General features: G+C 68.6%; 20 protein-coding genes. 5 read left to right on the top strand and 15 right to left on the bottom strand.

Features of this window, described 5'->3' with window-relative positions:
* Nucleotides 1-8: 8 nt before the first annotated feature.
* From LXB15_RS09010 to tpiA, 15 genes are all read right to left on the bottom strand, one after another.
* Nucleotides 9-275: a GlsB/YeaQ/YmgE family stress response membrane protein gene (locus LXB15_RS09010; protein WP_233952648.1), complete on the bottom strand. Its 267-nt coding sequence runs from the start codon at nt 273-275 to the stop codon at nt 9-11.
* A 126-nt stretch (nt 276-401) separates the two neighbouring features.
* Nucleotides 402-1,856, bottom strand: coding sequence for a dihydrolipoyl dehydrogenase (lpdA, locus tag LXB15_RS09015; protein WP_233952649.1), 1,455 nt, complete (start codon nt 1,854-1,856; stop codon nt 402-404).
* Between the two features lie 128 nt (nt 1,857-1,984).
* Nucleotides 1,985-2,632, bottom strand: a complete 648-nt coding sequence (locus LXB15_RS09020) for an SGNH/GDSL hydrolase family protein (RefSeq protein ID WP_233952650.1) — start codon at nt 2,630-2,632, stop codon at nt 1,985-1,987.
* Nucleotides 2,633-2,675: 43 nt separating this feature from the next.
* The gene (locus LXB15_RS09025; protein WP_233952651.1) at nt 2,676-3,128 is read right to left on the bottom strand and encodes a hypothetical protein; all 453 of its coding nucleotides are present in this window, start codon (nt 3,126-3,128) and stop codon (nt 2,676-2,678) included.
* Nucleotides 3,128-4,531 (bottom strand): pyruvate dehydrogenase complex dihydrolipoamide acetyltransferase, encoded by a 1,404-nt coding sequence (locus LXB15_RS09030; RefSeq protein ID WP_233952652.1) that lies wholly within the window; start codon nt 4,529-4,531, stop codon nt 3,128-3,130. Before LXB15_RS09030 ends, LXB15_RS09025 begins: the two co-directional genes overlap by 1 nt.
* A 12-nt stretch (nt 4,532-4,543) precedes the next feature.
* Entirely contained in the window at nt 4,544-5,047 is a 504-nt protein-coding gene (locus LXB15_RS09035; protein ID WP_233952653.1) for an SRPBCC domain-containing protein, read from the bottom strand.
* 4 nt (nt 5,048-5,051) lie between these two features.
* Nucleotides 5,052-6,470 (bottom strand): pyruvate dehydrogenase complex E1 component subunit beta, encoded by a 1,419-nt coding sequence (locus LXB15_RS09040; RefSeq protein ID WP_233952654.1) that lies wholly within the window; start codon nt 6,468-6,470, stop codon nt 5,052-5,054.
* Between the two features lie 10 nt (nt 6,471-6,480).
* A complete protein-coding gene (gene pdhA, locus LXB15_RS09045; RefSeq protein WP_370640193.1) occupies nt 6,481-7,599 on the bottom strand; it encodes a pyruvate dehydrogenase (acetyl-transferring) E1 component subunit alpha in 1,119 nt (372 codons plus the stop codon).
* Between the two features lie 203 nt (nt 7,600-7,802).
* Nucleotides 7,803-8,123, bottom strand: coding sequence for a septum formation initiator family protein (locus LXB15_RS09050; protein WP_233952655.1), 321 nt, complete (start codon nt 8,121-8,123; stop codon nt 7,803-7,805).
* Nucleotides 8,124-8,236: 113 nt separating this feature from the next.
* Nucleotides 8,237-9,511, bottom strand: a complete 1,275-nt coding sequence (gene eno, locus LXB15_RS09055) for a phosphopyruvate hydratase (RefSeq protein ID WP_233952657.1) — start codon at nt 9,509-9,511, stop codon at nt 8,237-8,239.
* Between the two features lie 331 nt (nt 9,512-9,842).
* Entirely contained in the window at nt 9,843-10,679 is an 837-nt protein-coding gene (kdsA, locus tag LXB15_RS09060; protein ID WP_233952658.1) for a 3-deoxy-8-phosphooctulonate synthase, read from the bottom strand.
* Nucleotides 10,676-11,545 (bottom strand): VOC family protein, encoded by an 870-nt coding sequence (locus tag LXB15_RS09065; protein ID WP_233952659.1) that lies wholly within the window; start codon nt 11,543-11,545, stop codon nt 10,676-10,678. Before LXB15_RS09065 ends, kdsA begins: the two co-directional genes overlap by 4 nt.
* Before the next feature lie 73 nt (nt 11,546-11,618).
* Complete coding sequence (locus tag LXB15_RS09070) at nt 11,619-13,247, bottom strand: CTP synthase (protein WP_233952660.1); 1,629 nt, start codon at nt 13,245-13,247, stop codon at nt 11,619-11,621.
* Between the two features lie 118 nt (nt 13,248-13,365).
* On the bottom strand, nt 13,366-14,046 hold the full coding sequence (gene secG, locus LXB15_RS09075) for a preprotein translocase subunit SecG (protein ID WP_370640194.1): 681 nt from the start codon (nt 14,044-14,046) through the stop codon (nt 13,366-13,368).
* Nucleotides 14,047-14,142: 96 nt separating this feature from the next.
* The gene (tpiA, locus tag LXB15_RS09080; protein WP_233952661.1) at nt 14,143-14,904 is read right to left on the bottom strand and encodes a triose-phosphate isomerase; all 762 of its coding nucleotides are present in this window, start codon (nt 14,902-14,904) and stop codon (nt 14,143-14,145) included.
* Between the two features lie 172 nt (nt 14,905-15,076).
* On the opposite strand from tpiA, the gene LXB15_RS09085 reads away from it, so the two are divergent.
* From LXB15_RS09085 to glp, 5 genes are read left to right on the top strand one after another with little or no spacing between them, the layout of a single operon-like run.
* On the top strand, nt 15,077-16,957 hold the full coding sequence (locus tag LXB15_RS09085; protein ID WP_233952662.1) for a peptidylprolyl isomerase: 1,881 nt from the start codon (nt 15,077-15,079) through the stop codon (nt 16,955-16,957).
* Nucleotides 16,954-17,985, top strand: a complete 1,032-nt coding sequence (gene trpD, locus LXB15_RS09090; protein ID WP_233952663.1) for an anthranilate phosphoribosyltransferase — start codon at nt 16,954-16,956, stop codon at nt 17,983-17,985. The genes LXB15_RS09085 and trpD overlap by 4 nt, the downstream gene beginning before the upstream one ends.
* Nucleotides 17,982-18,797 carry an indole-3-glycerol phosphate synthase TrpC gene (trpC, locus tag LXB15_RS09095; RefSeq protein ID WP_233952664.1) on the top strand — a complete coding sequence of 272 codons (816 nt, stop codon included), beginning with the start codon at nt 17,982-17,984 and terminating at the stop codon, nt 18,795-18,797. Before trpD ends, trpC begins: the two co-directional genes overlap by 4 nt.
* A complete protein-coding gene (moaC, locus tag LXB15_RS09100; RefSeq protein ID WP_233952665.1) occupies nt 18,794-19,285 on the top strand; it encodes a cyclic pyranopterin monophosphate synthase MoaC in 492 nt (163 codons plus the stop codon). Before trpC ends, moaC begins: the two co-directional genes overlap by 4 nt.
* Entirely contained in the window at nt 19,282-20,493 is a 1,212-nt protein-coding gene (gene glp / locus LXB15_RS09105) for a gephyrin-like molybdotransferase Glp (protein ID WP_233952668.1), read from the top strand. The genes moaC and glp overlap by 4 nt, the downstream gene beginning before the upstream one ends.
* Nucleotides 20,494-20,552 lie beyond the last annotated feature (59 nt).

Here is a 20,552-nt window from a genome sequence, read left to right on the forward strand (position 1 = left end):
TGCAAACCTTAGACGCGGCCGCGGCCGCGGAATGCCCGAAAGATGAAGATCAGCAGGCAGGCACCGATGAAACCGGTGATCAGGTAGGCGATCCAGCCGGCACCGAACGAGATGCCGAGCGCAGCCAGGATGGCGTTGAGAACGATCGCCCCGACGATGCCGAGGATGATGTTCATCAACAGGCCCATGTCGCTTTTCATGACCTGCTCGGCCAGCCAGCCGGCGAGGCCGCCGACGATGATCGCGGCAATCCAGCCCACTCCGTTTACGTCCATGTCTCATGTCCTTTTCGTAATGATCGTGCTGCGGAAATTGGGCAGAAAACGCGCCCGGCAAGACGGAAAAGAATAAAACTTTCGGACGCAACTATCGGCGTCAAATCCCGTTTCGGCCGTTTACCGTCACATGTGTATGACGCGGCCGTAGGCGTCGAGAACGCTTTCGTGCATCATCTCGGACAGTGTCGGATGCGGGAAGACGCTGTGGAACAGCTCTTCTTCCGTGGTTTCCAGCCCCATGGCGATGACGAAGCCCTGGATCAGCTCCGTGACTTCCGCGCCTACCATGTGGGCCCCGAGGAGTTCGCCGGTCTTGGCGTCGAACACCGTCTTCACCAGACCCTCGGGCTCGCCGAGCGCGATGGCTTTGCCGTTGCCCTTGAAGGGGAAGCGGCCGACCTTGACCTCGCGGCCGGCCTCCTTGGCCTTCGCCTCGGTCAGGCCGACACTGGCGACCTGGGGCTGGCAGTACGTGCAGCCGGGAATCTGCGTCTTCTGCATCGGGTGGACATCAAGGCCCTTGATCGCCTCGACGCAGATCGTGCCCTCGTGCTCGGCCTTGTGGGCGAGCATTGGCGGCCCCGCGACGTCGCCGATGGCGTAGATGCCCTCGACATTGGTCCGCCCGAACCCGTCGATCGTGACGATCCCGCGCTCGATGGCGACACCCGCCTCTTCCAGACCCAGTCCTTCGGTATTGCCCTGCACGCCGACCGCCGAGATCAGCCGCTCCGCCGAAAACGTCTGCGACTTGCCGTCCTTGGTCTCGACGGTCACCTCGACGCCCTCGCCGCCCTTGGTGACCTTCGACACCTTGGCATCGGTGAGGATGCGCATGCCCTGCTTCTCGAACTGCTTGCGCGCCAGGCCGGCGATCTCGCCATCCTCGACGGGCATGATCTGCGGCAGCAGTTCGACGACGGTCACCTCGGCGCCCATGGTGCGGTAGAAGGAGGCGAACTCGATGCCGATGGCGCCGGAGCCCATGACGATCAGCGATTTCGGCATCGCCTTCGGTTTCATTGCCTCGAAATAGGTCCAGATCCGGTCGCCGTCCGGCTCGATCCCCGGCAGCACGCGCGGCCGGGCGCCGGTTGCCACGATGACGTGCCTGGCCTTGTACGTCCCCTCGCCCAGCACACCCTTCGGCACCGGGTTCTGCGGCTCGACGACGGGCTTGGTCATCTTGCCGACGACGACTTCGGTCGGACCGCCCTTGCCGACCTTGGTGATCTTCGCCTCGCCCCAGATGACGTCGATCTTGTTCTTCTTCATCAGGAAGCCGACGCCGCCGTTGAGCTGCGCCGAGACGCCGCGCGAGCGCTTGACGACGGCGGCCATATCGAAGCCCGGCTTCTCGATGGTCAGGCCGTAATTGGCGGCGTTCTCGGCGTAGTGGAAGATCTCGGCCGAGCGCAGCAACGCCTTGGTCGGGATGCAGCCCCAGTTGAGGCAGATGCCGCCCAGATGCTCGCGTTCCACGACGGCGGTCTTGAAGCCGAACTGCGCGGCGCGGATCGCCGCGACATAGCCGCCGGGGCCACCGCCGATGATGAGAATGTCGTAGGTGTCAGCCATGGGTCATCGTCTCCTCGGACGCGCTGTCGTCGTGCGCCGGTGGCGGGCACGGCCCGGCCATACGGCGGAGATAGGTGTTGCGGACCGGGCCTGCCCTGCGGACGGCGTATGGCAGGCCGGCCGCGGCGTCATGCCGTGTCGCCCAGCAAAGCCTTGACCGGCTCGACCAGCGCCTCGCCCAGCGCCCGCGTGTGGGCCGCGTCGAGATGGATCCCGTCGAGCGGGGTGGTCTCGCAAACCTCGGACGCATCGAAGACGGCGCAGCCGTACTCTTCCGCGACCTTGGTGCAGGCCGAGCGGAAATGCTGCGACTCCTCGACACCGTGGCCGAACAGCAGGGCGAAATCCGGTTCCGTCGTCTCGCGGAACATCGGCGGGGCGACGATGAGGATCTTCGGCACGGCGTAGCCGCGCTGATAGGGAAAGGTCTGGATGATCTCGACCAGCCGCTCCATCCCCTGACGCGACTCGAACACCCGGCCGCCGCCGGTGTGGCGCTTGAGATCGTTGGTGCCGAGCAACAGAACCACGAGGTCGAGCGGCTGATGCGCGCCCAGCGCCGTTGGCAGTGTCCGGGCGCCGTTGCGGTCGCTCATCACCGTGTGGTCGTCGAAGGCGGTGGTGCGCCCGTTGAGCCCATCGGTGACGACGGCGACACCGTCGCCGAGCGCCTTGGCGAGGACGTTCGGCCAGCGGTCGGCGAAGTCATGGCGCAGCCCGGTCTCGGCGTCGTAGCCCCAGGTCAGCGAGTCGCCGAAGCAGAGAACGGTCTTCATCGCGTCATCCGTGGCTGTTGGTTCCCAGGAGGCCGCATGCCGTTCACCGTACGGCCCGCGCGATGTCGGCGAAGCCGAAACTGACCGGCAGGGGCCGATCGAGTGTGCGCCGACCAGCCAGTCCGAAGATGTCACCGGCCTTTGCCGGGAAGCTGCGGACGACCGATTGCGGGACGCACTGCTCCGAACCCGGACCGCGAATGCAGGCCGCGACCGAACGGTTGGACATGCTGTAGGTGATCTCCCAGCTGCCCGGGTAGACCTTCGACGTCAGCGACCGGACCACATAGGCCCGGCGATCGGGTGCGGCATAGACCAGGGTGCTTCCGAGCCCCTGGAGCTTCATGACATAGGTCTTGCCGCCGAAGGTGCCGGCATACTGGGCGATCTCCGCCTTCGGCCAGGACTGCGCCGTCGCGGATGGCATGGCGGCGAGCAGCAGCCACGCACCGGCGGCGAACACGGCCCCAGCCAACGGGAGGCGCCCGCGCAGCATCAGACCAGCATCGACATGGGATTTTCGATCAGCTGCCGGAAAGCGCCGAGAAGCTCGGCGCCCAGTGCCCCGTCGACGGCGCGGTGGTCGGTCGACAGCGTGACGCTCATCACCGTCGCGACGGTCACCGCCCCGTCCTTGACGACGGCCTGCGGCTCGCCGGCGCCGACGGCGAGGATCGTCGCATGCGGCGGGTTGATCACCGCGGCGAAGTCCTTGATGCCGAACATGCCGAGATTGGACACCGCGGTGGTGCCACCCTGGTATTCCTCGGGCTTCAATTTGCGGCTGCGGGCCCGCTTGGCGAGGTCCTTCATCTCGTTGGAGATCGCCGACAGGGTCTTCTCGTCGGCGCGGCGGATGATCGGAGTGATCAGCCCGCCCTCGATCGAGACGGCGACGCCGACATCGGCATGCTTGTGGACCAGCATCGCGGACTCGGTCCACGAGGCGTTGGCGGCAGGCACGGCCTTCAGCGCCAGGGCCATCGCCTTGATGATCATGTCGTTGACCGAGAGCTTGTAGGCCGGGCGATCGCCGCCCTCGCCCTTCACCATCGGTGCCGCCGCATTCAACTGCTGGCGCAGCGCCAGGAGCGCGTCGAGCTCGCAGTCGAGGGTCAGGTAGAAGTGCGGGATCGTCGACTTCGCCTCGACCAGCCGGCGGGCGATGGTCTTGCGCATGCCGTCATGCGGGATGGCTTCGTAGGAACCCTCGGCGAACAGCTTGCGGATCTGATCGTCGCTGGCTGCCTTGGGCGCGGGCGCCGCCGAAGGCGCCGCGGCTGCGGGCGCGGCCTTGTCCGACACCGCTGCCGGTGCGGGCTTGCCGCCGTCCTTCGCCGCCGCCTCGATGTCGGCCTTCACCACACGGCCGCGCGGGCCGGAACCGCTCACCGAGCCGACGTCGATCCCGGCTTCCTTCGCAAGCCGGCGCGCCAGCGGCGACGCAAAGACGCGCTCCCCCTCGGCGCGGGCCGCGGCGGGCTTCGGCGTGGCTTCGGCTGCCCCGGTGCGCGGGCTCGGCGGCGCTTCCTTCGAGGGCGCCGTGCTGCCCGACGCCGCGTCGGCCTCCGGATCGGCCGCGATGGCACCGTCGTCGGCCGAGGCCGGGGCAGAACCGCCCGAGCCTTCGCCCTTGGCCGCGGCGGCGACATCCTCGCCGTCGGCGGCCAGGATGGCGATCACGTCGTTGACCTTGACGCCCTCGGTGCCGGCCGGCACCAGGATCTTCGCGACGGTCCCCTCGTCCACCGCCTCGACTTCCATCGTCGCCTTGTCGGTCTCGATTTCGGCGATGACGTCGCCGGAAGCGACCTTGTCGCCCTCCTTCACCAGCCATTTGGCGAGGTTGCCCTCCTCCATGGTCGGCGACAGCGCGGGCATCGTGACGTTGATCGGCATCCGGGCGTCTCCTCAGTGGCCGTTGCGCAGGTTGCCCTTGCGCCGGGCGTGATGTTCTTCCGCGTGCGTCGCCAGCCCGGCGAGATGCCGCTGCCAGCCGCCGCGATGATCGAGCAAGAGCGTCGCGCGGTCGGGCGCCGGCGCCGCTTCCCAGCCCTGGTGTTCGATGGTGACGCGCGTCCCCTCGCCGATGGGCTCCAGCGAAACCGAGACGACCGTGTCGAAGTCCCAGTCCTCGTCGGCCCACACCATGACGAAGCCGCGGGGTGGGTGAAACGCGGTCACCTCGGCCCGCGTCGTCCTGAGGCGGCCGGAGGGGTCGGTCCAGGGCTCGACGAAACGGCCGCCGAGCGCCGGCTCGAATTCGAGATTGTCCCGCCACCAGGACTTGAAGCAGGAAGGCTCGGTCAGGCACGCCCAGACCGAGGCCGGGGACGCGTCCACCGTGCGGGTCAGCACGAGCGTGTGGCCATCCGCTGGCGGTTTCCCGTCGTCCTGAGCGGCTTCTGCGGCCATCGCGTCAATCCCGGTAGCAGACCGCCTTGACCGCATCGATCACTTCCTTGACCGACGGCAGCGCGAGCTTCTCCAGATTGGCGGCATAAGGCATCGGCACGTCCTTGCCGCTGACCTTGAGCACCGGCGCATCGAGATGGTCGAAGGCACGGACCATCAGTTCCGAGGCGATGTGGCCGCCGACGGAATTCTGCGGGAAGCCTTCCTCGACGGTGACGCAGCGATTGGTCTTCATCACCGAGCGGACGACGGTGTCCATGTCGAGCGGCCGGATCGTGCGCAGGTCGATGATCTCGACGTCGATGCCTTCCTTGGCGAGTTCCTCGGCGGCCTTGATCGCGTAGGTCATGCCGATGCTGAAGGAGACGATGGTGCAGTCCTTGCCCTTGCGGTGGATGCGCGCCTTGCCGATCGGCACGGTCCAGTCGTCGAGCTTCGGCACGTCGAAGGCGTGGCCGTAGAGGATCTCGTTCTCGAGGAAGATCACCGGGTTCGGATCGCGGATCGCCGACTTCAGCAGGCCCTTGGCATCGGCCGCCGTGAAGGGCTGAACCACCTTCAGGCCGGGGATGTGGCTGTACCAGGCGGAATAGTCCTGGCTGTGCTGGGCGCCGACTCGCGCCGCCGCGCCGTTCGGCCCGCGGAACACGATCGGGCAGCCCATCTGGCCGCCGGCCATGTAGAGCGTCTTCGCCGCCGAATTGACGATCTGGTCGATCGCCTGCATGGCGAAGTTGAAGGTCATGAACTCGACGATCGGCCGTAGACCGGCGAATGCGGCGCCGACGCCGAGGCCGGCAAACCCGTGCTCGGTGATCGGCGTGTCGACCACCCGCCGGGCGCCGAACTCCTCCAGCAGCCCCTGCGTGATCTTGTAGGCGCCCTGGTACTCGGCGACTTCCTCGCCCATGACGAAGACCGTCTCGTCGCGGCGCAATTCCTCGGCCATGGCGTCGCGCAGTGCCTCGCGCACTGTGGTCGATACCATCTCGGTGCCTTCCGGCACTTCCGGCCCGATGTCGCCGTCGGGATCGGCCGGTTCGGGGTGCTTCATGCCCTCGGCCGGGACCTTGCGGTCGGCGGCGGGCTTTTCGTCCTGCGCGGCAGGGGCTTCTGCCTTCGGCTCGGGCGCTGCCTTCGGTGCGGGCGCCGCCTGCTTGTCGAGCGCGCTGGCGTCCTCGCCGTCGGCCAGCAGCATCGCGATCGGCGTGTTGACCTTCACGCCCTCGGTGCCAGCCTGGACGAGGATCTTGCCGAGCGTTCCCTCGTCGACCGCCTCGACCTCCATCGTCGCCTTGTCGGTCTCGATCTCGGCGATGACGTCACCGGCGGCGACGGTGTCGCCCTCCTGCTTCAGCCACTTGGCCAGCGTCCCCTCCTCCATCGTCGGAGAAAGGGCGGGCATCAGAATTTCGGTCGCCATGGTCGTCCCCTTACTCGGCCGCCTGCGGAGCGGCGTCCGCGTAGATATCCGTCCACAGCTCGGACACGTCGGGCTCGGGATCGTTCTGGGCGAAGTCCGCGGCGTCCGCGACGATCTCGCGCACGTCCTTGTCGATCGCCTTGACCTCGTCCTCGCTCAGGCCGTGGGGCCCGAGGAGCCGCTGCTTCACCTGCTCGATCGGGTCCGACTCGGCGCGCATCTTCTGGACCTCATCGCGGGTCCGGTACTTGGCCGGATCCGACATCGAATGGCCGCGATAGCGGTAGGTCATCATCTCGAGGATGATCGGCCCCTCGCCGCTGCGGCAGTGCTCGGCCGCGAGGTCGCCGGCGGCCTTGACCGCCCGCACGTCCATGCCGTCGACCTGGATGCCGGGAATCTTGAAGGACAGGCCGCGGTGGGCGAAATTCGTCTCCGCCGAGGCGCGGCTCACCGAGGTGCCCATGGCGTAGCGGTTGTTCTCGATCACGTAGACCACCGGCAGCTTCCACAGCGAAGCCATGTTGAAGCTCTCGTAGACCTGGCCCTGGTTGGAGGCGCCGTCGCCGAAATAGGTGATCGAGATCGAGTCGTTGCCGTTGTAGCGGTTGGCGAAGGCGAGGCCGGTGCCGATCGGCACCTGGGCGCCGACGATGCCGTGGCCGCCGTAGAACTTCTTCTCTTTCGAGAACATGTGCATCGAGCCGCCCTTGCCCTTGGAATAGCCAGAGCGGCGGCCGGTGAGTTCTGCCATCACGCCGCGGGCTTCCATGCCGGTGGCGAGCATGTGGCCATGGTCGCGATAGCCGGTGATGACCTGGTCACCCTCCTTCATCGCCATCTGCATGCCGACGACGACGGCCTCCTGGCCGATATAGAGGTGGCAGAAGCCGCCGATGAAGCCCATGCCGTAGAGCTGGCCGGCCTTCTCCTCGAAGCGCCGGATCAGCAGCATGTCGCGGTAGGCCTGGAGTTCGTCCTCGCGGGAAAACTCCACCGGCTTCGGCGGAACGTAGTGCTGCAGCGTCGCGACGATGCCCGCCGACGAATCCGGCTGCTCGGACGTCATCGCGCCGGCGCCCTGCGCCGAACCGCCGGGCGCGGCTGTCTTCTTCTGCCTGGTCGCCATGGATGCTCCGGGTCTTGATCGGCCGACAGTCGGCCCCAAATCTCGATCGGGAGTATAGTAGGCGGGGAGCCCCCATCAAGCGACAGACAGGGCTTTCGGCCTTGGCAGCATCATTTTAATCCGGATCCGGTTAATCTGCTGCAAAGCAGCAATTTAACCGATTTCCGGTGAAAATACATTGTGGCAGACGCGTCCCAGGCCGCTCAGCGGAAGCCGTCGCGCAATATGACGATCTCGTCGTCCTGCACCACGTTGAGGCTGCGGCGGGCGCGCTCGTCGATCATGTCCCGTTCCAGCGTGCCGTCGTGGAGAAGCTGCACACGCTGCTCGAGAGCCTCGCGCTCGCGCGTGAGTTCGTCGAGATGCGCCGTGCGGACCGCCAGTTCGCGGGTCAGCGACGCGCGCGCCTCGAGCCCGTATTTGCCGCTCTGCGCATGGATCGCGAAATAGGCGAGGAAGCTGGCGGTGATCGCCGGGACGATCAGCCGTCCGATCTGGGTGGGTCGTTTCTGAATGGTGCGCATCGGGCCCTCCGGGAGCCCGACAATCCCACGACCGGGATTAAGGCCGCGTAAACCACGCGCGCCGCAAGCCGCCGCGACGCCCCCGGAAAGGGCGGCGCGGCCGGCTGTCGGTCCTAGCCGCGAAGGATGGAGCGGCCGGCATACACGGCCTGGTCGCCGAGCTCGGCCTCGATGCGCAGCAGCTGGTTGTACTTGGCGAGCCGGTCGGAACGGGCCAGCGAGCCGGTCTTGATCTGCCCGCAGTTGGTCGCGACGGCGAGGTCGGCGATGGTTGAATCCTCGGTCTCGCCCGAGCGGTGCGACATCACCGCCGTGTAGCCCGCCCGATGCGCCACGGAAACGGCGTCGAGCGTCTCGGACAGCGTGCCGATCTGGTTGACCTTGACGAGGATCGAGTTGGCGACGCCCTTGGCGATGCCTTCCCGCAGCCGCTCGGAATTGGTCACGAAGAGATCGTCGCCCACGAGCTGCACCGTGCCGCCGATCTTGTCGGTCAGCGTCTTCCAGCCGCTCCAGTCGTCCTCGCCCATGCCGTCCTCGATCGAGATGATCGGATAGGCCCCGGCGAGCTCGGCGAGATAGGACGCCATCTCGTCGGGCGAGAGCTTCCGCCCCTCGCCTTCGAGGTCGTAGACGCCGTCCTTGAAGAACTCGGTCGAGGCGCAGTCGAGGGCCAGGAACATGTCTTCGCCGGGCTTGTAGCCGGCCTTCTCGATCGCCTGCATGACGAAGTCGAGGCCCTCCCGTGCCGAGCCCAGACCGGGGGCGAAGCCGCCCTCGTCGCCGACATTGGTGTTGTGGCCGGCTGCCTTCAGCATGGTCTTCAGCGTGTGGAAGACCTCCGCGCCCATGCGCAGCGCGTCCGAGAAGCGCTCGGCGCCGACCGGCATGATCATGAATTCCTGGAAGTCGATCGGGTTGTCGGCATGCGCGCCGCCATTGATGATGTTCATCATCGGCACCGGCAGCACATGCGCCGAGGGGCCGCCGACATAGCGGTAGAACGGCAGGACGCAGGCCTCCGCGGCCGCCTTGGCGACGGCCAGCGAGACGCCGAGAATCGCGTTGGCGCCGAGACGGCTCTTGTTCGCCGTGCCGTCGAGGTCGCGGAGGGCGGCGTCGATGCGCAGCTGGTCCTCGGCCTCGTAGCCGCCGATCGCCTCGAGGATCTCGCCGTTGATGCCGGCCACCGCCTTCCCGACGCCCTTGCCGAGATAGCGCGACCCGCCGTCGCGCAGCTCGACCGCCTCGTGGGCACCGGTCGAGGCGCCGGACGGCACGGCGGCGCGCCCCATCGACCCGTCTTCGAGGATGACGTCGACCTCCACCGTCGGGTTACCCCGGCTGTCGAGGATTTCGCGTCCGATGATGTCGATGATGGCGGTCATGGGTACCCCTGTCGTGTCGTCCAAATGGTTCGTGCGGGTTCTAGTCCATGACGGCGGGGCTGGATAGCGGGGCGGATGCTGGCGAGCGCGCGGGGAGGCAGCGACGCCATCGGCCGGCTGCGGTAGCTGCCTGTACCAATGCGGCGTCATCCTCGGGCCCCGTCCCGAGGATCCAGGGCGGCGGTGACCGCCTTGTGCGGCGGCTGGCCGGCTGTTGGCGCAAATCTGGATCCTCGGGACGGGGCCCGAGGATGACGAACGAAGAGTGTCGGCGCCTTCACTGACCCAGCGCAGGCAGACGTGTCAGCCTCCGTAGCCAGCCCTTACAGCCTCACCCGAACCCCTTCGCCACCGCGTCCAGCGCCTGGAGGCGCTTCAGCAGTTCCGGCATGCGGTCGAGCGGCACCATGTTGGGACCGTCCGACGGCGCGTGGTCGGGGTCGTCGTGGGTCTCGATGAACAGCCCAGCGACGCCGACCGCGACCGCGGCGCGGGACAGCGTCTCGACGAAGCGGCGTTCCCCGCCCGAGGAGCCACCCTGCCCGCCCGGCTGCTGCACCGAGTGCGTCGCGTCGAAGACGACCGGCGCGCCGGTCCCGGCCATGATCGGCAGCGCCCGGAAATCCGAGACCAGCGTGTTGTAGCCGAAGGAGACGCCGCGCTCGGTGAGCAGCACGTTCGCGTTGCCGCTGTCCGTCACCTTGGCGAGGACGTTCTTCATGTCCCAGGGCGCGAGAAACTGGCCCTTCTTGATGTTGACCACCCGGCCGGTCTCCGCGGCGGCGATCAGCAGGTCGGTCTGGCGGCAGAGGAAGGCCGGGATCTGCAGGATGTCGCAGATCACCGCCGCCTCGCGGCACTGTTCCTCGGTGTGGACGTCGGTGAGCACCGGCAGGCCGAAGGTCCGCGCGATCTCCTCGAACACCGGCAGGGCGGCGGAGAGGCCGATGCCGCGCCGTCCCGTCAGGCTGGTGCGGTTGGCCTTGTCGAAGCTCGCCTTGAAGACGAAGCCGATGCCGAGATCGTCGGTGATCCGCTTCATCCGCTCGGCGATCATCATTGCGTGGTCGCGGCTCTCCATCTGGCAGGGGCCGGCGATCAGCGCGAAGGGGCGGCTGTTGTCGAAGACCACCTTGCCGGCGGCGACGCTGCTGTTGGTGCTGGTCATGCGGGGCTTTCCTCGAAGGCGATGAAGGCGGTGCCGGCGGGATCGAGCGGCACGGTCAGCCGGTCAGGCCGATCTGACGCGCCGGCGGAGGCGACCCGGGCGCGGGTCGCCGCAAGGTCCGCTACCGTCAGGACGATGCCGGCGAAGGCGAGGCCGCCCGGCCGGCTGCGGGTGTAGGCGTAACGCGCTGACGCGGCGACGTCCGAAAGGATTTCCAGCGACGCGCCTGCGAGCGGCAGCCGTAGGGCGTCATCGCCGTCAGCCGTCACCGATTCGCCGGATGCCGATTCCAGCAGCAGGCGGGCTGCGGGCGAGAGTTCGCCGACGAAGACGAGACGGGAGAGGCCGGTCGCCCCGTTCGGCTGGCGCGTCAGCGCCGAGCGGTCGGGACTGGTGCGATGCAGCTTCTGGCAGAAGAACAGCGTTGCGTTGAAGCCGGCGGGCGACCGCGCGAAGGTCAGGCGGAACGATAGCGACGAGCTTGTGCCGTCGGCCGCGACGAGATCGCGGGAAAATGCCACGGCGCCGTCCTCGCCCGGCCCGTGCTCGGCGAGCGTCTGGCGGTCGACCAGCGCATCGTCGGAGCGGAGCGCCAGGCCGGAGAATGCCGGGAGGTCATTGGCGCTGCGGAAAGCCGCATCATGGCCAACGAAGAGATTGCCGGCGGCGAGCGCATCGGCGTAGGCGGCATGATCGACCACCGCCAGCGGCTCCAGATACGATCCGTCGGCGAAGAACACGCAGGCATTGCCGGTGCCGAAAGGATGCACGGCATCCGGCGCTACCTGGAAGCCGAGGCCTTCGAGGCAGGCCCGGGACGACGGCAGGTCCGGGAACGGCAGGACGACATGGTCGATGGGTCGCATTGTCTCGCCTGTTGCATCTGCCGGGGCGTGAGCCGCCTCGCCAGCAAGCCGCTGTGGCACCCGTGCGCCGCCGTCAGACCAGGCGGCTCTGTTCCAGCGCCGCGGCGATGAAGCTGGCGAAGAGAGGGTGTGGATCGAAGGGCCGCGACTTCAGCTCCGGGTGGTACTGGACGCCGACGAACCATGGATGGTCGGCGAGCTCGATCGTCTCCGGCAGGAGGCCGTCGGGCGACATGCCGGCGAAGTTCATGCCCGCCGCTTCCAGCACGTCCCGATAGGACCGGTTGACCTCGTAGCGATGGCGGTGGCGCTCCTCTATCTCGGTCGTGCCGTAGATCTCGGCGATCTTCGAGCCGGCCTTGAGCTCGGCCTTGTAGGCGCCGAGCCGCATCGTGCCGCCGAGATCGCCGCGCTCGGCGCGCTGCTCGAGCTCGTTGCCCTTCAGCCATTCGGTCATCAGACCGACCACCGGCTCCTTCGTCGGTCCGAACTCGGTGGAGCCGGCGTCCTTGATGCCGGCCAGCGAGCGGGCCGCCTCGATCACCGCCATCTGCATGCCGAAGCAGATGCCGAAATACGGAACCTTGCGCTCGCGTGCGAAGCCCGCCGCTAGGATCTTGCCCTCGGCGCCGCGTTCGCCGAAGCCGCCCGGCACGAGGATGCCGTGGACGCGCTCGAGATACGGCGCCGGATCTTCCTGTTCGAAGACCTCCGACTCGATCCAGTCCAGCTTGACCCGCACCTTGTTGGCGATGCCGCCGTGCTGCAGCGCCTCGATCAGCGATTTGTAGGCGTCCTTGAGGCCGGTGTACTTGCCGACGACGGCGATGGTGACCTCGCCCTCCGGACTGCGGATGCCCTCCACCACCTGCTGCCAGAGCTGCAGCTTCGGCTTCGGCGCCGGGTCGATGCCGAAGGCCGCCAGGACCTCGGTGTCGAGGCCTTCGTTGTGATAGGCGATCGGCACGTCGTAGATCGTCGCGACGTCGAGAGCCTGGATCACCGCGGTCTCGCGGACGTTGCAGAACAGGCTCATCTTGCGCCGTTCTTCGGCCGGCACCGGCCGGTCGGCGCGCACCAGAAGGATGTCCGGCTGGATGCCGATGGCGCGCAGTTCGCGCACCGAATGCTGGGTGGGCTTGGTCTTCAGCTCGCCGGCCGTCGGGATGTACGGCATCAGCGTGAGATGAATGTAGACGGCGCCGCCGCGCGGCAGGTCGTTGCCGAGCTGCCGGATTGCCTCGAGGAACGGCATCGCCTCGATGTCGCCGACCGTGCCGCCGATCTCGCAGAGCACGAAGTCGTAGTCCTCGTTGCCGTCGAGGACGAAGGTCTTGATCGCGTCGGTGACGTGCGGAATCACCTGGACGGTGGCGCCGAGATAGTCGCCGCGCCGCTCCTTGGCGATGATCTCCTGGTAGATCCGACCGGTGGTGACGTTGTCCATCCGGTTGGCGGACCGCCCGGTGAAGCGCTCGTAATGGCCGAGGTCGAGGTCGGTCTCTGCCCCGTCGTCGGTGACGAACACCTCCCCGTGCTGGGTCGGGCTCATCGTGCCGGGGTCGACGTTGAGATACGGGTCGAGCTTGCGCAGCCGGACGCGGTAGCCCCGCGCCTGCAGCAATGCGCCGAGCGCCGCCGAGGCAATTCCCTTGCCGAGAGAGGAGACCACGCCGCCGGTAATGAAGATGTATCGCGCCATGGGCCTTCCCGATAACCCCACGAGGGAGATTCTGCCAGTCGTTTTTGATCGCCAACGAAATTCGGCGGGACGCTTGAGGCGCCCCGCCGCTGCGATCACGAAGATTGAGTGCCTGGACCTACTGGACCGTGCCGGTGTTGCCCGTCGCCGGACGCTCGCTGCCGGCGGGCGGTGCTTCCACCGGCGGAACGGTCGGCGCATCCGCGGCGTCGGGCGTGCCCTCGGCGGGATTGGCGGGGACCTGCTCCACCGGCTCCGATGCCGGAGCCGTCGGGCTCTCGGTTTCCGGCAGGGCGGAAGGCACCTGCGGCTCGGCGTTCGAGGCCGGAGCCTGCGGAAGCGACTGGTCCGGCTCGACCGTCACCGGCGACGACTCGCTGGCGGCAGGCGCCGACTGCGTCGCGGCCGGCGGGGTCGTGCCGTTCGGGGCCGCCAGCGGCTGGTCGGCCTCGACGGCGGTGCCGTTCTCTGCCGGCAGGCCGCCGAGCTGGTCGAGCAGGCTGCCGCCCGCATCGTTTTCGCTGGGCGCGCCGCTCTGGTTGACCGGAAGGCGGTCGAGAATGTCGGTGGGCTGGGTGCCGTAGCGGGCGAGCAGGCCGAGCGACAGGGACGTGACGAAAAAGCCCGCCGCCAGGATGGCCGTCAGGCGGGTGAGCGCGCTGGCCGCGCCGCGCGCCGTCATCATGCCGCCACCGCCGCTGCCGATACCGAGCGCGCCGCCTTCGGAGCGCTGCAGCAGGACCACGATCACGAGCGCGATGACGATCACCAAGTGGATGATGATGAGAACTGTTTCCATTGGACTTTCGCAACGCGTCTTTTCGGGAGTTGGGCGCCTTCTATAGAAGCTTGCTCTGCTTTCCAACCGGATTCGGCAGGCGCCGCCTCGCGCCGCTCAGGAAGCGGCGCGCGCCCGGCATATCGCGATGAAGTCGGCCGCCTTCAAGCTGGCGCCCCCGACAAGCGCGCCGTCGACATTGTCGACGCCCAGAAGCTCGGCTGCATTCGAGGGTTTGACCGAGCCGCCATAGAGAAGGCGGACGCCCGCCGCGATGTCGGCCCCATAGCGTTCGCTGAGCGTCGTGCGGATGAAATCGTGCACCTCGCGAACGTCGTCGACCGTCGGCGTGCGGCCGGTGCCGATCGCCCAGACCGGCTCGTAGGCGACGACGGTGGTTGCCGGCTGCACACCGGCGGGCAGCGAGCCGGCGAGCTGGGTGGCGAGGATTTCCAGGGTCTGGCCGGATTCGCGCTGGGATTCGGTCTCGCCGATGCAGACGATGGCGACGAGGCCTGCCGCCCAGGCTGCCTCCACCTTGGCGCAGACCAGGGAATCGCTCTCGCCGTGGTCGGCCCGGCGCTCGGAGTGACCGACGATGACGTAGCGCGCGCCGACATCCGCGAGCATGACGGCGGATATGTCGCCCGTATGCGCCCCGGATGCGGCCGGATGGCAATCCTGACCGCCCACCGCGACGGCATCGCCCAGGAGGCCGTGACAAGCGGAGAGAATGGTCGCCGGCGGGCAGATCAGCAGATCGAGGCCCTCCCCGGCCCCTTCGCGCACTGCCGCGACGATATCGGCGAGCTCGGTCAGGGAGCCGAGCGTCCCGTTCATCTTCCAGTTTCCTGCAATCAGTGGCCTCGGTCGCGTCATCGGCTGTTCCTCCCAGGTGCGCCAGGCGGACCTACCGGGCCGGGCGTGCTAAATCAAATGCCGAGCGCTGCTTGCGCAGGGCCCACCGTCTTTCCTAAGAAGGCGCCAAGGGACTGGACCGGTTGGATCTCGCCGCGAGGGCGCTGGTCGCCGGCCTGCACGGGAGACCGGAATGCTCAACACCCTCCGCGACAGCGTCAAGGGCTGGACCGCGAAGATCCTCCTGGCTCTTCTGGTGCTCAGCTTCGCGGTCTGGGGCATCGGCGACGCCTTCCAGACGCGGAACGCGACGACCGTGGCCAGCGCCGGCGACACCGAGGTGTCGCTGCAGGATTACGCGCTCGCCTACAGCCGCGCCTCGCAGCGCGTGGCGCAGCAGATCGGACGGCAGCCAACCGCCGAGGAAGCGCAGATGTTCGGCATCGACCAGGGCGTCATCGGCCAGCTGGTCGCCGGGGCCGTGCTCGACGAGCAGGGCAGGAACATCGGCCTCGGCCTGTCCGAGGAGCAGCTTGCCCGGCTCATCGCCGAGGACCCAAGCTTCCACGATGCGTCCGGCAACTTTTCCCGCAACGCCTTCCGCAACATCCTCGCCAATGCCGGTATGAGCGAGCAGGACTACATCCGCACCAAGGCCGACGAGGCGGTGCGGACCCAGATCATCGACGCGATTGCCGAAGGCGTGGAGACGCCCGCAGCCTTCGCGACGGCGCTCGGCCTCTACAACGGGGAACGCCGTACGGTCGAGTACGTGACCCTGTCGCCGTCCATCGTGCCGCCGGTCGCCGATCCGTCGGACGAGGTCCTGGCGGCCTATTTCGAGGCAAACAAGGCGAAATATGCGGCGCCGGAATACCGCTCCTTTGCCTACGCCCTGCTGACGCCTGAAGCGTTGAGCGACCCCTCGACCATCACCGACGAACAGGTGGCGGCCGACTACGAGACGCACCGCCAGAACTACGTCACGCCGGAGCAGCGCCGGGTGCAGCAGATCGTGTTCCCGGACCGCGCCGCGGCCGACGCCGCGCACGCCGCGCTCGAAGCCGGTACCGCCTTCGAGGCAGCGGCCGAGCAGGCCGGTCGCAGCATGGTCGATCTCGGCCTTGTCGCCCGCAGCGCGATCCCCGACCCGGCGCTTGCCGATGCCGCCTTCGCGCTCGAACAGGGCGAGACATCCGCCGTCGTCGACGGCCGCTTCGGACCCGCACTGCTGCGCGTCACCGAAATCCAGCCGGAGGGCGTGCGCCCGATGGAGGAGGTGTCGGATGAGGTTCGCAACGAACTGGCGCTGGTCGCCGCCAACGACGCCGCCGCTGCCGCCTACAACGCCTTCGAGGATGCCCGGGGTGGTGGCGCCGATTTCGAAGAGGCAGCCCGCGGTGCAGGGCTTTCCGTGGTCACTGTCGAGGCGGACCGGCAGGGCAACGACCGCAAGGAGACGCCGATCGCGGACCTGCCGGCCGAGCAGGAACTGCTCGAAGGCGTGTTCCAGACCGAGCCCGGGCTCGACAACGTGCCGATCAATTTCGGCTCCAACAGCTACGTCTTCTACGACGTGCTCAGCATCACGCCGGCCGGCGACCGCAGCCTCGACGAGGTTCGCGAGCGCGTGGTGGCCGACTGGAAGGCGGACGAGACGCAGCGTCTTCTCGGCGAGCGGATCGAGGCGCTGCGCGCCAAGCTGGAAGCCGGCGGCAGCCTGGACGCGATCGCCGCCGAAGCCGGGGTTGCCAAGCAGACTGCGGCGTCGATCACCCGCCAGTCCGGCGTCGCGGAACTCGGCCAGGCGGCGGTAAGCGCGGCCTTCGGCGGCGGCAACGGCACGGTCGCCACGGCGCCCGGCTCCACCCCCGGCACGCAGCTGCTGCTGCGGGTAACGGAAGTGGCGCCGCCCGCGGACCCCGCCTCCAACGTCGCGGCGAACGAACGCCAGCAGATGGCGACGATGCTGCAGGACGACCTGCTGCAGAGCTACGTCACCCTGCTCCAGAACACGTATCCGGTCAGCATCAACCCGGCCGGCATCGAGAATGCCAAGGCCATGCTGCGGTGAGCCAGACCCTGAAACCCTTTCTCGCCAAGGTCGCGACCGGTGCGGCGCTCGACCGCGAGGAAGCCGAGGCGGCGTTCGGCGTGATGATGGCCGGCGAGGCGACGCCGTCGCAGATCGGCGGGTTCCTGATGGCGCTCAGGGTGCGCGGCGAGACGGTCGACGAGATGGCGGGCGCCGTCTCGGTGATGCGCGCCAACATGCTGAAGGTGACGGCTCCCGCAGGCGCCATCGACATCGTCGGCACCGGCGGCGACCAGGCCGGCACGGTCAATGTCTCGACCTGCTCGGCCTTCGTCCTGGCCGGATGCGGCCTCGTCGTCGCCAAGCACGGCAACCGCGCGCTGTCCTCGCGGTCCGGCGCGGCCGACGTCCTCATGGCCCTCGGGGTCAATGTCGAGCTGAAGCCGGAGGCGATCTCCCGCACCATCGCGGAAGCCGGCATCGGCTTCATGTTCGCGCCCACCCATCACGCCGCCATGCGCTTCGTCGGGCCGAGCCGGGTGGAACTCGGCACGCGGACGATCTTCAACCTGCTCGGGCCGATGTCGAACCCGGCCGGTGTCAGGAAGCTGCTGCTCGGGGTGTTCGCGCCGGAGTGGCTGGTGCCGCTCGCCGAGACGCTGCGGGCGCTGGGTGCCGAGTCGGCCTGGGTCGTGCATGGCGACGGGCTCGACGAGATGACCGTCACCGGCCGCACCGATGTTGCCGCCCTCGCGGACGGGGAGATCACCAAATTCAGCATCGAGCCCGAGGATGTCGGCCTGCGCCGCTGGACGCTCGCGGACGTGCGGGGCGGCGACGCCGAAGCCAATGCGTCCGCGCTGCTCGCGGTGCTCGACGGCGCGCATGGCGCCTATCGTGACATCGTGCTTCTGAACAGTGCCGGCGCGCTGGTCATGGCAGGTGCCGCTGACGACCTTCTCTCGGGTGTCGCCGCGGCGGCGGACGCCATCGACAGCGGCCGCGCCCGCGCCGCCCTCGACCGGCTGGTCGCGGTCACGCAGAACGTCGTCGGAGCCACGCCATGAGCGACATCCTGCGGGAGATCGAGGTCTACAAGCGCGAGGAGATCGCGGCAGCCAAGCGCTCACGCCCGCTCGCCGAGATCGAAGCGGCGGCGGCGCGGGCCGATCCGCCGCGCGGCTTCGTCGCGGCGATCCGGCGCAAGCTTGCCGGCGGCGAACTGGCGCTGATCGCCGAGGTGAAGAAGGCGAGCCCGTCCAAGGGGCTGATCCGGGAAGACTTCGACCCGCCTGCCCTCGCCGCTTCCTATGAGCGCGGCGGCGCCGCCTGTCTCAGCGTGCTCACCGACGCACCGTCCTTCCAGGGCGCGCCCGAATTCCTGTCCGCCGCGCGCGCCGCGACCGGCCTGCCGGCGCTGCGCAAGGACTTCATGCACGACACCTACCAGGTGGCCGAGGCGCGGGCCTGGGGTGCCGACGCGATCCTGATCATCATGGCGGCGGTCGACGACGCGCTGGCGGAAGATCTCGAGGCGGCGGCGGAAAGCTACGGACTCGACGTCCTGGTCGAGGTGCATGACGAGGCCGAGACCGAGCGCGCGCTGCGGTTGCGCTCGCCGCTCATCGGCATCAACAACCGCAACCTGCGGACCTTCGAGACCAGCCTGGAGACGGCCGAGCGGCTGGCGCGGCTGGTGCCGGACGACCGCGTCCTGGTCGGCGAAAGCGGCATCGTCACCAACGCCGACTGCCTGCGCCTCGCCGACCACGGCATCCGGACCTTCCTCGTCGGCGAGAGCCTGATGCGCCAGCACGACGTCGAGGCGGCAACGCGCGCGCTGCTCGGCGGGCCGCGCGTTGTGGAGGGCGACGCGTGAGCGAGGAGCCCCGCCTCACCCATCTCGACGCCACCGGCGCGGCCGCGATGGTCGATGTCGGCGACAAGGAATCGACGGTGCGGATCGCCGTCGCCGAGGGCCTGGTGATGATGGCGCCGGCGACGCTCGAACTGATCCAGTCCGGCCAGGCGAAGAAGGGCGACGTGATCGCCGTCGCCCGGATCGCCGGTATCATGGCCGCCAAGCGGACGCACGAACTGATCCCGCTCTGCCATCCGCTGCTGATCGACAAGGTGGCGGTCGAGATCGAAGCCGAGCCGGCGCTGCCGGGCCTGCGCGTCACGGCCACGGTGCGTGTCGGCGGGCGCACCGGCGTCGAGATGGAGGCGCTGACGGCGGTCTCGGTCGCTTGCCTGACCATCTACGACATGGCCAAGGCGGTCGACCGCTCGATGACGCTGACCGGGATCCGGCTCCTGTCGAAATCCGGCGGTCGATCCGGCGAATGGGTGGCCGCCGGCCCATGAGCCTCATTTCCGTCGATGCGGCCTATCGGCTTCTCCTGCAGGATGCCGCGCCCATCGGCCGGACGGAAGAGCTGCCGCTGAGCCAGGCGGCCGGACGCGTGCTCGCCGCCGACATAGTCGCGCGCCGCACCCAGCCCTCCTTCGACGCATCCGCCATGGACGGCTACGCCGTGCGGTCCGCCGATCTCGCTGCCGGACCTCGACCGCTGCGGCTCATTGGGGAGGCGGCGGCGGGACGCGCCTTCGACGGCGCGGTCGGCGCGGGCGAGACGGTGCGGATCTTCACCGGCGCGCCGGTGCCGTCCGGCGCCGATGCGGTGCTCATCCAGGAGGACGCGACGGTCGACGCGGCGGGCCATATCCTGCCGGACACCGCGGTTGCCGAACGGCAGCACGTGCGGGATGCCGGCGTCGATTTTCGCGAGGGAGACACGCTGCTGCCGGGCGGCTGCCTGCTGTCGCCCGGCGCCGTCGCCCTCGCCGCAAGCGGCGGCCACCCGACCCTCACGGTTCGCCAGCGCCCGCGCGTCGCGATCCTCGCCACCGGTGACGAACTCGTCCTGCCGGGCGTTAACCCCGGCCCTGCCCAGATCGTCGCGTCGAACGGCTTCGGCGTCGCGGCGATGGTTGCGGCGGCGGGGGGCGAAGCGCTCGACTACGGCATCGCCCCGGACGACAAGGCGGCAATCGCCGCCCGGCTCGACCGGGCGACGGGCGACGGCGCGGACATCTTCGTCACGATCGGCGGCGCATCGGTCGGTGACCACGATCTCGTCGGCGCAGTCTTCGCCGAACGCAGCGTCACGCCGGACTTCTGGAAGGTGGCGATGCGGCCCGGCAAGCCGCTGATGGCGGGCCGCCTCGCCGACATGCGCATCGTAGGGCTTCCCGGCAACCCGGCGTCCTCGATGGTCGCCGCCATGCTGTTCCTGGTGCCCCTGATTTCCCGGCTCGCGGGGCGACCTGAGCGCCCGCTCTATCGCCACGGCATCCTCGGGGCGGGCGTGCCGGAGAACGGGGAGCGGACGGACTTCGTCCGGTCCGTCGTTGCCGTCGCCGAGGACGGCACCGCCACGGTGACCCCGCTGCCCCGGCAGGATTCGTCGCTGCTGTCGATCTACGCCCGTGCGCAGGGTCTGCTGGTCCGCCCTCCAGGCGCTGCCCCGGCCGCCGCCGGCGAGCCCTGCCGCTATGTTCCGCTCGACTGACGGGCTTGCAGAACACAACTAGAACAGATAGCTTTGTTCAGGTTTTGTTTTTAGGAGTC

Source organism: Aurantimonas sp. HBX-1, from assembly GCF_021391535.1.
In the GTDB taxonomy this organism is placed as follows: Bacteria; Pseudomonadota; Alphaproteobacteria; order Rhizobiales; family Rhizobiaceae; genus Aurantimonas.